Genomic DNA, 11,771 nt, shown 5'->3' with positions numbered 1-11,771 from the left:
AATGCGAGCGCGACCCCCGGCTCGTGATCTCTACCTCACCCCATGCGCCCATCCCGCGCAGCGGGTTCGTTCTCCGGCCCCGTACCCGCCGTTCCGAAACGCGTATCCGAATGGCTGTTCTGGCGCGCTCTTAGGCCAGACCCAGATCACGACAACTTCGCGATAATCGCCCGCAGCGCTTCCCCAAACCGGTGCACTTCCTCCACCGTGTTGTAATGCACCAGCGAGGCGCGGATCGCGCCGCTGTCCATCGACAGGTTGAGGCGCTTCATCAGCCGCGGCGCATACATGTGGCCGTCGCGGATGCCGATCTGCATGGCGGCCATCTCCTCGACGATCCTCTGCGGCGAGAGCTTGCCGATGTTGAAGCAGAAGGTCGGCACGCGCTCATTGATGCGCGCCTCGTCCGCGACGCCGTAGATGGTCGCCCCGCAATCCTTCAGCACCTTCTGCATCTCGCGCGCCAGCATCAATTCGTAGTCGCGGATGGCGTTCATGCCGGCAACGATGTTGTCGCGGCGCGAGCGGTTGTTCTGGGCCAGGAAATTGCGGCCGACCGATTCCAGATAGCGCACCGCGGCGTCCATGCCGGAGACGTTTTCGTAGATAAAGGTGCCGGCCTCGACCTTAAAGGGCGGCTCGTCGGGGATGAAATCCTCGCGGAAGGTCGGCAGCCGCTTCAGCGTCTCGAAGCGGCCCCAGAGGAAACCCATATGCGGCGAGAAATTCTTGTAACCGGAGCAGACCAGATAGTCGCAGTCCCAGGCCTGCACATCGATCAGCCCGTGCGGCCCGTAATGCACGCAGTCGAGGAACACTTCGGCACCTGCCGCGTGCGCGATCCTGGCCACGGAAGCGACATCGACGATCGAGCCAATCGAATGCGCCGTCACCGTGCAGGCGACCAGCCGGGTGCGGTCCGACATCAGCGGCTTGAGGTCGTCGACATGGAGGTTGCCGTCCTCGCGCATGCGCCACCATTTGAACTTGGCGCCGGCCTGCTCCAGCGCCAGCCAGGTGGCGATGTTGGCGTCGTGATCCATGTCGGTCACGACGATCTCGTCGCGTTCCGAAAGCATCTGGCCGATGCCGAGGCTGACCAGGCGGATGAACGAGGTGGCGTTCATGCCGAAGCAGATCTCGGACGGGCTGTAGGCATTGATCAAAAGCGCCACGCTTTCGCGGGCTTCGGCGACCGATTGGTCCACGGTCACGCTGCGCCCATAGCGGCCGCCGCGTTGCACATTGTGCCCGACCAGATGGCTGGTCACGGCGTCGAGCACGCTTTGCGGGATCTGCGCGCCGGCGGCGTTGTCCATGAAGATGAAGTCGCCGGCCTGCCGGAGCGCAGGGAACATGGCGCGGATCTTCTCGACCGGGAACGAAGCGGCGCTCTCCGGCGCTTTCGAAACATGGTGCTGGTTCACGGAGAGTCTCCTTCAAGTCATCAGTTTCGAGGGGGATTAGCGTGCGGACTGGGCCTTGCCGCGCTCTTCGAGGTAGCCCACCAGCCGCACCAGCGGCCATAGGAAGGCGAGATAGATGATCGCGGCGCCGATCAGCGGCGTCGGGTTGGCCATCAGCGCCTGCGCGTCGGTGGCCTGCTTCAAAAGGTCGGGCATCGCCACGACCGAAGCGAGCGCGGTGTCCTTGAAGACCGAGACGCAGTTGCTGGTGAGCGGCGGGATGACGACGCGGATCGCCTGCGGCAGGACCACCTTGAGCATGGCGACCCAGAAGGGCAGGCCGAGCGCGGCGGCCGCTTCGAACTGGCCTTTCGGGATGTTCTCGATGCCGGCGCGGCAGACTTCCGCGGTGAAGGCCGCAAGCACCAGCGACAGCGCAAGCGCTGCCGAGACGAAGGACGACAGGCGGATGCCGATGAAGGGCAGGGCGTAATAGATCAGGATCAGCACCACCAGGATCGGCAGCGCGCGGAACATGTCGATGTAGAGCGTCGCCAGCCGCCGCAGCGGCTTCGGCGCGTAGAGCCGCACCAGGCAGATCGCCAGTCCGGCCATGGTGCCGAAGACGATCGCGGCACAGCCGAGCAGGATGGTGTTGCCGAGCCCGCGGATAAGGATCGGAAACGAACGGACCAGGATGCCCCAGTTGAAGAAGGTGTCGATCAGTTCCATCGGCATCACCCGTGAGACAAGGCCCGCCGCATTTGGCGAAAACCCAAATGGTCGAAACGAGAGCGCCAGCCGGTGCTGCCGCCCTCGTCGATTGTTGTGATTAGCCGGCTTATTGCGGGATCGGGCCCGGCGTCACCGTGCTGGTGCCGGCCTCCGGATCGACGCCGAACCACTTCTTGTGGATCGTGGCCATGGTGCCGTCCTTCTTCATCTCGGTGATGGCGTCGTTGACCTTTTCCAGCAGCGGATGGCCCTTCTTGGTCATCATCGCGAAGCGCTCGCCGGTCGGGATGCGCACCAGGATCTTCAGCGCCGGCATCTGCTTGATGGCGAACAGGAAGCCTGCGAGTTCGCCGGCGCCGCCGTCGATGCGGCCGTTCTGCACGTCGAGCAAAAGATCCTGCTGGGCGTTGTAGCTCTTGGTCTCGGCGACGCCGAGCTTGGCGGCGTTCTCCTTCATGTAGGCCTCACCGGTCGAGCCGGCGATGACACCGATGGTCTTGCCCTTGAGGTCGTCGAGCGACTTGATGGCGGAATCCGCCTTGCCGACGATGGTGCCGTCGCTGTCGTAATAGGCTTGCGTGAAGCCCTGGTTCTGCAGCCGCTCCTTGGTGACCGAAATCGAGGACACCGCAAAGTCGATGCGGCCCGAAGCGGTCGCCGCGAACAGCGCCTGGAAGCCGAGATCCTGGAATTCGACCTCCGCGCCGATGCGCTTGGCAACGTCGTTGGCGACGTCGATCTCGAAACCTTCGAAGCCGCCGGAATCGGTCTTGTATTCCCATGGCGGATTGGCCGGATAGGCGCCCACCATGATCTTGTCGGCAAAGGCCGGTGCCGCGAAGGCGACGCCCGCGGCGATGACCACTCCAATCAGTCCTAGACGTTTCAACATCTTGCTTCCCTCTGGTTCGGTTCCTCATCCGCCCCTTTCGGCGCCCAGCTCCCCCGGGCGCCGCAGGCGAGGCGGTGCCTGAAATCAGGATGCGCGGCGGCGCCGCGAACCGATATGCTCCTGCAGCCGCGCGACCAGTGTTTCGACTGCCGCTGCGGTGGTGACCATGCCGGGCGACAGCCTGAGTGTCGTGCCGCGCGTATCGCAATAAAGCCGCTCGCTGCGCAGCGAAGCGACGATCTTCGCCGGCTTGGCACCCTGCGGCAGGCCAAGCATGACGCTGCCGCCGCGCTCGCGGGCATCGAGCGGCGAACGAACTTCCCAGCCATTGTCCACCGCAGCGCCGATGATGCGCTCGACGAGCTCGGCATTCTGCGCACGGATCGTTTCGATGCCGGTCTGTTCCACCCATTCCAGCCCCGGCAGCGAGGCGACGCTTGCCAGAATCGCCGGCGTGCCATGGTCGAAGCGGCGCGCATCGTCGGCATAGGTGAAGGCGTCGAGGTCCCAGGAGAACGGGTTCGGCTGGCTGAACCAGCCGCGCAGTTCCGGCCGGCACGTCGCCAGAAGCTCCGGCGCGACCTGCAATATGCCGGCGCCGGAGGAGCCGCACAGCCATTTCAGCGAAGTCGAGACGACGAAATCGACCGGCGTCGCGGCAACCGAAAACGGCGCAACGCCGATCCCCTGCGTGACATCGACACCGACAATGCTGCCCATGGCGCGGCCATGCGCGGTAAGCCGCTCGACGTCGCAGCGGTGCGAGGCCGTCGAGGTGACGAAGGTGATGAGCGCCAGACCGACATCCGCTTGCCAGCGGGCAATGAAATCCTCGTCGCGCACCCAGCTTTCGCCGGGCCGCAGCGGCACCGTGTCGAGCGTGAAGCCGAAACGTTCGGCCAGCCCTGCAAGCAGGAAATGCAGGCTCGGAAAACAGTCGCCGGCAACCAGCAGCCGCTTTCCCGCCAGGCGCTCGGCCGGCAGGCCGCCGATCAGGCTGTAGAGCGCTGCCGTGACATTCTCGGCGGTGGTGAGCGTGCCTTGCGGCGCTTCGATCAGGCGGGTCCAGGCATCGATGAAGCGTTGCCGCGCGGCAAGCGCGGCGGGCCACTGACCGTCGTTCTCCGCCGACCAGATGTTGGAGAAATTCGTCAGCGCCGCAGCCATCCGCTCGGCCTTGCCGGGGAAGGTGCCGATCGAATGATAGAGAAAATATCCGGACATTTGCTGTCTCTCCCTTGTGATCATGTGATCACAAAAGCAGGCAAGGATCAATCGCCGAGGCTGAAGAAATGCGGATCGGCGCCTCAAAATCCGGTTGTTCGTTTGGTCCAGAGCTTGCGACAGATGGTCCCGAAACCCGCCGGCCGCCGCCTATGTCAGGGCGCCTTGCCGAACCCGGCGAAGTCGACCGGCCTGGGCTCCGGCACATCCGGGCAGATCGTGCGCAAAGTCGCTTGCGTCGCCGTGATATCGGCCACCACTTCGTCGCGGGCGCGGGCAAAATCCTTGTCCTTCAGCGCCGCGATGATCGCGACGTGCCGGCCGGAGGGCTCCATGGTGCCGGCGCGCATCAGCGGCGCGACATGGTTCGACAACAGGCGCATGTAAGGGCCGAAGCGCAGCCACAGCGTCTCGATCAGCTGAAACAGGACGTCGGAACCGGAGGCGCGATAGATAGTGAAGTGAAACTGCTGGTTCTTGGCGATCAGCTCGTAGATGCTGCCGTCGCGGCCGATCGCCTGCTGGTCGTCGGTAATCCTCTGCAGCGAGGCGATCTCGGCGGCGGTCAGGCGCGGCCCGCCGAGCTCGGCAGCCAGCCCTTCGACGGCGAGGCGGGCCCGGCAAAGGTCGTCGAGCCGCGCCCGCGTCACCACCGGCACGCAGGCCGAGCCATTCTGCGAGATTTCGAGCGCGTTCTCCGCCGCCAGCCGGCGCAGGGCCTCGCGCACCGGCATGTTCGAGGTGCCGAACGCCTCGGCCAGCGAGGCGATGGTCAGCACCTGCCCTGGATCGAAACTGCCGACCATCAAGGCATGGCGAAGCTGCTGATAGACGCCATCCTGGACGGTGATGCGTCCCGATACAGGTTCGAAGCCCAGAGCCACTTTTGCTTTCCTTGGATGCCGACGACGTTTATGTGCGGAGACACATAAACGGCCCACCGAAGCGAGCGTGATCATCTGATCACAAATTGTGGCAGGAGCCAAGCGGCTGCTGGTAAGCCCGCGTACGAGAGCGTACACGACCCCCGCCTTTAGCGCTGGCGCCGCCCCTCATTGCCCTGCCGGGCATTTCTCCCCGTATAGTGACGGGGAGAAAGGACCCCCTTCGCGCACGATTTCGCCAGTTGCAAGCGTTGCAGAGCAGGCGCCAGTGTTGCGGCCAGCCCTCTTCTCCCCGTCACTATACGGGGAGAAGGTGCCGGCAGGCGGATGAGGGGCAGCGCAGGCGTCGAAAATTGTCCAACTAAGAAACTGAGGTCCAGGCGTAGCTGTCATTGAAGGACCCAACCCAAGCTAAGCAGTCACCTCACTCCGGAATGACCGCCGTCGCCTGGATCTCCACCTTGGCGCGGTCCTCGACCAGCGCCACCACCTGCATGGCGGCCATCGCCGGAAAATGCCGGCCGATGACGGCGCGGTAGGCTTCGCCGATCCCCTTGAGATTGGCGAGATATTCGGCCTTGTCGGTGAAATACCAGGTCATCGAGGTGATGTGCTGCGGCTCGCCGCCCGCTTCGGCCAGCACCGCGACGATATTGGCGAGGGTCTGGCGCACCTGGCCGACGAAGTCGTCGGTCTCGAATTTGCAAGCGGCGTTCCAGCCGACCTGGCCGCCGACGAACACCAGCCGCCCCCGCGCCGCAACGCCATTGGCGTAGCCGACCGGTTTCGCCCAGCCCTCCGGCTGCAGGATGGTGTGCATGTCTAGCCCCTTGAGTTCATTCTGCCGGCTCATGACGCGCCCATGACCTGCCTGGCGATCACCACCTTCTGCACGTCGGAGGCGCCCTCATAGATGCGCAGCGCCCGGATCTCGCGATAGAGGCTCTCGACGATGTGGCCCTTGCGCACGCCGTCGCCGCCATGCAGTTGCACCGCCTTGTCGATCACCTCCTGCGCCTTGTCGGTGGCGAACAGCTTCGCCATAGCCGCCTCGCGGGTGACGCGGGCAGCGCCCATGTCCTTGGCCCATGCTGCGCGATAGATGAGCAGGGCGGCGGCGTCGACATCCAGCGCCATGTCGGCGATGTGGCCCTGCACCATCTGCAGCTCGGCCATCGGCGCGCCGAACAGTTTTCGTTCGGCGGCGCGTTTGACGCTCTCGTCCAGCGCGCGCCGCGCGAAGCCGAGGGCCGCTGCCCCCACCGTCGAGCGGAAGACATCGAGCACCGACATGGCGATGCGGAAACCGTCGCCGGGCTTGCCGATCATGGCGGAGGCCGGGACGCGCACATTGTCGAACGACAGTCGCGCCAGCGGATGCGGGGCGATCACTTCCAGCCGTTCGGCGATGTCGAGACCCCTCGCGTCGGCGGGCACGACGAAAGCGGAAATCCCCTTGGCGCCCGGTGCCTCGCCGGTGCGGGCAAAAACAACATAGACGTCGGCGATGCCGCCATTCGAAATCCAGGTCTTCTGACCGGACAGTAGGTAGGAGTCACCGTCGCGGGCAGCCGTCATCTCCATGTTGGCGACGTCCGATCCCGAGCGAGGTTCGGAAAGAGCGAAAGCTGAAATCGCCTGGCCGGCCCTAGTCTTTTCCAGCCAGCGCTGCTGGTCCGGCGTGCCGAACAGCGAGATCGCGCCGGTGCCAAGGCCCTGCATGGCGAAGGCGAAGTCGGCGAGCCCGTCATGGCGCGCCAGCGTCTCGCGCGTGATGCAGAGCGTGCGCACATCGAGCGGTCCGGGATTGTCCGTGTCGAGCGCCGTCGGCTTCAGCCAGCCGTCGCGGCCAAGCTTCGCCACCAGCGCGCGGCAGGCGGCGTCGACGTCACGGTGATCGACGGGGAGGTTTTTCGCGCACCAGGCGTCGAGTTGTTCGGCGAGTTGGCGATGGCGATCTTCGAAGAAGGGCCAGTTGAGGAAGGTGCGGTCAGGCATGGAGAAAGCCTCCTGCGTCGCGTTCCTTCACACCCCCCTCTGTCCTGCCGGACATCTCCCCCGCAAGGGGGGAGATTGGCAGCTTCGGCGCATGCACTCTTTCTGCAGCGCTGGCGATTGGCGAAGGCTTAGCGGCAGTCTGATCTCCCCCCTTGCGGGGGAGATGGCCGGCAGGCCAGAGGGGGGTGTCTGGGCGAAAACCGACCATCTCAATTCCCCTCGAACACCGGCTTTTCCTTCGCCACGAACGCCTTGTACGCCCGCTCGAAATCGCCGGTCTGCATGCAGATCGCCTGTGCCTGCGCTTCCGCTTCGATCGCCTGGTCGAGGCTCATGGACCATTCCTGGTTGAGCTGCGTCTTGGTGATGCCATGCGCGAAGGTCGGACCGGAGACGATGCGCGCCGCCATGTCGAGCGCGTCGGCCTCGAGCGCCGCCGCATCGACCAGCCGGTTATAAAATCCCCAGCGCTCGCCTTCGGCCGCGCTCATGGTGCGGCCGGTGTAAAGCAGTTCCGCGGCGCGGCCCTGGCCGATGATCCTCGGCAGGATCGCACAGGCGCCCATGTCGCAGCCGGCGAGCCCGACGCGGGTGAACAGGAAGGCGGTCTTTGCCTCGGGCGTGGCGATGCGGATGTCGGAGGCCATGGCGATGATGGCGCCGGCGCCGACCGCCACCCCATCGACCGCGGAGATGATCGGCTTGCCGCAGTTGAGCATCGCCTTGACGAAGTCGCCGGTCATCCGCGTGAAGGCGAGCAGCGCCTTCATGTCCATCTTGACCAGCGGCCCGATGATGTCGTGGACATCGCCGCCCGAGCAGAAATTGCCGCCATTGGGCAGGAACACCATGGCGTCGACATCGTCGGCATAGACGAGGTCGCGAAACGTGTCGCGAAGCTCGGCATAGCTGTCGAAGGTCAGCGGGTTCTTGCGCTCCGGCCGGTCGAGCCGGACCTTTGCAACCTTGCCTTCGACCTCCCAGAGGAAGTGTTTCGGCTTGAGCTTGGCCATGGCGCTCATTCGCGTCCCTCCCAATTGCTGCGGAACGATTTCAGCATGCCGGTCAGCCGGCGCGCCTCGTCCTCGCTGACAGTGCCGAGCAACTCGCCGACCCAGCTCTCATGCGCGGCGGCGATCGCGGCGAAAGATTTTGAACCTTCCTCGGTCAGCCGCACCATCGAGGTGCGGCGGTCGCCGTTGCGGCGCGCGCGCGTCACCAGGCCTTCCGAAACCAGGCGGTCGACGATGCCCGTCACGTTGCCGTTCGACACCAGCAGGAAGCGCGACAGATCGCTCATCAGCATGCCTTCCGGCGACCGGTAGAGCGCCGCCATCACGTCGAAGCGCGGCAGCGTCGTGTCGAATTCCTTCTTCAGCCGCTCGCGCAGCTCTGCCTCGATGGTGCGCGAAGCACGCAGCAGGCGTATCCACAGGCGCAGCCTGTCCTTGCCCGGCCCGGTGGACGTCGGTCCGGCTACCATGTCTCGCCTCCGGAGACCGAGATGGCCTGCCCGGTGATCGATCGCGCGGCGTCGCTGCAGAGCCACAGCACCGCGGCGGCTACCTCTTCAGGTTGGATGAAGCGGCCCTGCGGATTGATCGCGGCAAGGCTCGCCCGCGTCTCATCGGCGCTGCGGCCGGTTTTTTCGACTATGCGCCGGACGGACTCTTCCAGCATGTCGGTTTCCACGAAGCCAGGGCACACCGCATTGACGGTGACGCCGGATTTGGCGGTCTCTGCGGCAAGCGAACGCATCAGCCCGACGACGCCATGCTTGGCGGCAACATAAGGCGCGACATAGGCGTAGCCCTTCAGTCCGGCCGTCGAGACGACGAAGACGATGCGGCCCGACTTTCGCGCCAGCATGCCTGCCAACGCCGGCTTCACTGTCAGGAAGGCACCGGTGAGGTTGACGTCGAGGCTGCGTCGCCAGTCGGTCAGCGAAATCTTGTGCGCCGGGGCGCTGCCGGCCATGCCGGCATTGGCGACCACGATGTCGATCGGTCCGCGCGCGGCTTCCGCTTTCTCATGCAGGGCGGCCATTTCCGCTTCGTCGGTGACATCGGCGGCAATGCCAACGATGCGGTCGTTTTCGCGAGCGACTTCCGCGAGCGCCGTCTCGCGCCGGCCGCAGATGGTGACGTTGACGCCCGCGCCCGCCAGCGCCAGCGCGATCGAGCGCCCAACGCCAGAGCCGCCGCCCGTGACCAGGGCGTGCCTGCCAATGATTGCCTGAGCGGCGGTCATACCTTGAGCCCCGCCGCCGCTTCGCGCTCGGCCAGCCGGTAGATCTGGTCGCGGCCGGGCAGGTAAGGATCAGGCCATTTGACGCCGCGGTCGCCGAGCGTCACCGCTGCATGCAGCGTCCAGTAGGGATCGGCAAGATGCGGCCTCGCCAGCGCCACCAGGTCGGCGCGCCCGGCCATCAGGATCGAGTTGGCGTGGTCCGGCTCATAGATGTTGCCGACCGCCATCGTCGCCATGCCGACCTCGTTGCGGATGCGGTCGGAGAACGGCGTTTGGAACATGCGGCCATAGACCGGTTTTGCGGCAATCGAAGTCTGCCCGGCGGACACGTCGCAAAGGTCGACGCCGGCCTCGTGCAGCAGCCTGGCGATCTCGACCGCGTCGGCCGGCGTGACGCCTTCGATGCCGACCCAGTCATTGGCCGAAATGCGCATCGAGATCGGCTTCCCGGCCGGCCACACCGTGCGCACCGCGTGGAAAATCTCCAGCGGGTAGCGCATGCGGTTTTCCAGCGAGCCGCCATAGTCGTCGGTGCGTCGGTTGGTCAGCGGCGTGATGAAGGAGGAAAGCAGATAGCCATGCGCGGCATGGATCTCCAGCATGTCGAAGCCGCAGCGCTCGGCCATTTCGGCCGAGGCGACGAACTGATCGCGCACAAGATCCATGTCGGCGCGATCCATCGCCTTTGGCACCTGGTTCCGGGGTGACCATGGCACCGCGGACGGCGCCATCACCGGCCAGTTGCCGGAGGTGAGCGGCACGTCCGTTCCTTCCCAGCCGACCCGGGTCGAGCCCTTGGCGCCGGAATGGCCGATCTGGGCGCAGATTTTCGCTTCGGTCTCGGCATGGACGAAGTCGACCAGACGTTTCCAGGCGGCCTCATGTTCGGGCTTGTAGAAGCCGGTACATCCGGGCGTGATACGCCCTTCCGGGCTGACGCAGGTCATCTCGATGTAGAGCAAACCAGCGCCGCCCTTGGCGCGCTCGGCATAGTGCGAAAAATGCCAGTCGGTCGGGCAGCCGTCGACCGCCTTGTACTGCGCCATCGGCGAGACGACGATGCGGTTGTTGAGCGCCATGTCGCGCAAGCGGAACGGCGCGAACATCGGCGCGCGCCGCAGCATGTTGCCGCCGGCGCCGGCCTTGCGCTGGAACCACTCTTCCGCTCCCGCCAGCCATTCGGCGTCGCGAAGTCTCAGGTTCTCGTGGCTGATGCGCTGCGAGCGGGTAAGCAGCGAATAGTTGAATTGAACTGGATCAAGGCCGAGATATCGTTCGACTTCCTCGAACCATTCGAGCGAGTTGCGCGCCGCCGACTGCAGCTTCAGCACCTCGGTGCGCCGCGCATCCTCGTATTTGCGGAAGGCAGCCTCGAGGTCGGGCTCGGACTCGACATAGTCGGCGAGCGCGACGGCGCTTTCCAGCGCGAGCTTGGTGCCGGAACCGATCGAGAAATGCGCCGATGCCGCGGCGTCGCCCATCAGCGCCAGGTTCTTGTGCGACCAGCGCTCGCACAGCACGCGCGGGAAATTGATCCAGGCCGAACCCCTGATGTGGTTGGCGTTGGTCATCAGCGGATGGCCGCCGAGATGCTTTGCGAAGATGCGCTCGCAGACCGCGATCGATTCCTGCTGCGTCATCTGGCCGAAGCCGAACGCAGCCCAGGTCTGCTCGCTGCACTCGACGATGAAGGTCGCGGTCTCGCTGTCGAACTGGTAGGCATGCGCCCACACCCAGCCATGCTCCGTCTTCTCGAAGATGAAGGTGAAGGCGTCGTCGAATTTCTGCGGGGTGCCGAGCCAGACGAACTTGCATTTGCGGGTGTCGATATCCGGCTTGAAGATATCGGCGAAAGTGGCGCGGGATTTCGAGTTCAGCCCGTCCGCCGCGACCACCAGGTCATGCGTTTCCATGAACGGCCTTGGGTCGGAGATATCGGTCTCGAACGTCATCTTGATGCCGAGTTCGCGTGCTCTGCGCTGTAAAAGGATCAGGAGGCGCTTGCGGCCGATGCCGCAGAAGCCATGTCCCGTGGAGACCGTGCGCACACCGTCATGGATGACGGCGATGTCGTCCCAATAGGCGAAATGCTTCTTGATCCAGACCGCGCTGACCGGGTCGTTCCTGGTCAGGTTCTCCAGCGTTTCGGCCGACAGCACAACACCCCAGCCGAACGTGTCGTCCGGGCGGTTGCGCTCATAGACCGTCACCTCATGCGCGGCGTCGCGCAGCTTCAGCGAGATGGCAAAGTAGAGTCCGGCCGGTCCGCCGCCGAGAACCGCAACCTTCATGTCTTGCGATCTCCTCTTCGCATAGGAGTCGCCGGTGTGGCCGGCGATCCCAGTTTTCAGTATCGCGCCCGCTGGCAATTATTTCAAGCTT

11 protein-coding genes are annotated in these 11,771 nt (G+C 65.1%); all 11 read right to left on the bottom strand.

Features of this window, described 5'->3' with window-relative positions; all coding sequences use genetic code 11:
- Positions 1-146 precede the first annotated feature (146 nt).
- On the bottom strand, positions 147-1,427 hold the full coding sequence (locus RFN30_RS20870; protein WP_320263963.1) for a cysteine desulfurase-like protein: 1,281 nt from the start codon (positions 1,425-1,427) through the stop codon (positions 147-149).
- Positions 1,428-1,463: 36 nt separating this feature from the next.
- Positions 1,464-2,138, bottom strand: coding sequence for an amino acid ABC transporter permease (locus RFN30_RS20865; RefSeq protein ID WP_320263962.1), 675 nt, complete (start codon positions 2,136-2,138; stop codon positions 1,464-1,466).
- 109 nt (positions 2,139-2,247) lie between these two features.
- The gene (locus RFN30_RS20860) at positions 2,248-3,033 is read right to left on the bottom strand and encodes a substrate-binding periplasmic protein (RefSeq protein ID WP_320263961.1); all 786 of its coding nucleotides are present in this window, start codon (positions 3,031-3,033) and stop codon (positions 2,248-2,250) included.
- 84 nt (positions 3,034-3,117) lie between these two features.
- The gene (locus tag RFN30_RS20855; protein ID WP_320263960.1) at positions 3,118-4,257 is read right to left on the bottom strand and encodes an aminotransferase class V-fold PLP-dependent enzyme; all 1,140 of its coding nucleotides are present in this window, start codon (positions 4,255-4,257) and stop codon (positions 3,118-3,120) included.
- 155 nt (positions 4,258-4,412) lie between these two features.
- The gene (locus RFN30_RS20850; protein ID WP_320263959.1) at positions 4,413-5,141 is read right to left on the bottom strand and encodes a GntR family transcriptional regulator; all 729 of its coding nucleotides are present in this window, start codon (positions 5,139-5,141) and stop codon (positions 4,413-4,415) included.
- Positions 5,142-5,565: 424 nt separating this feature from the next.
- Positions 5,566-5,961: a RidA family protein gene (locus RFN30_RS20845; RefSeq protein WP_320263974.1), complete on the bottom strand. Its 396-nt coding sequence runs from the start codon at positions 5,959-5,961 to the stop codon at positions 5,566-5,568.
- Positions 5,962-5,990: 29 nt separating this feature from the next.
- A complete protein-coding gene (locus RFN30_RS20840; RefSeq protein WP_320263958.1) occupies positions 5,991-7,139 on the bottom strand; it encodes an acyl-CoA dehydrogenase family protein in 1,149 nt (382 codons plus the stop codon).
- A 209-nt stretch (positions 7,140-7,348) separates the two neighbouring features.
- The gene (locus tag RFN30_RS20835; protein ID WP_320263957.1) at positions 7,349-8,161 is read right to left on the bottom strand and encodes an enoyl-CoA hydratase family protein; all 813 of its coding nucleotides are present in this window, start codon (positions 8,159-8,161) and stop codon (positions 7,349-7,351) included.
- Positions 8,158-8,622, bottom strand: coding sequence for a MarR family winged helix-turn-helix transcriptional regulator (locus RFN30_RS20830; protein ID WP_126086096.1), 465 nt, complete (start codon positions 8,620-8,622; stop codon positions 8,158-8,160). The genes RFN30_RS20835 and RFN30_RS20830 overlap by 4 nt, the downstream gene beginning before the upstream one ends.
- Positions 8,616-9,389 (bottom strand): SDR family NAD(P)-dependent oxidoreductase, encoded by a 774-nt coding sequence (locus RFN30_RS20825; RefSeq protein ID WP_320263956.1) that lies wholly within the window; start codon positions 9,387-9,389, stop codon positions 8,616-8,618. The genes RFN30_RS20830 and RFN30_RS20825 overlap by 7 nt, the downstream gene beginning before the upstream one ends.
- Positions 9,386-11,680 (bottom strand): bifunctional salicylyl-CoA 5-hydroxylase/oxidoreductase, encoded by a 2,295-nt coding sequence (locus RFN30_RS20820; RefSeq protein WP_320263955.1) that lies wholly within the window; start codon positions 11,678-11,680, stop codon positions 9,386-9,388. The genes RFN30_RS20825 and RFN30_RS20820 overlap by 4 nt, the downstream gene beginning before the upstream one ends.
- Positions 11,681-11,771 lie beyond the last annotated feature (91 nt).

It is taken from the genome of Mesorhizobium dulcispinae (assembly GCF_033977345.1).
Classification (GTDB): domain Bacteria; phylum Pseudomonadota; class Alphaproteobacteria; order Rhizobiales; family Rhizobiaceae; genus Mesorhizobium; species Mesorhizobium dulcispinae.
The sequence above is the reverse complement of the archived record's forward strand: the minus strand, read 5'-3'. Positions and strand labels throughout refer to the sequence as shown.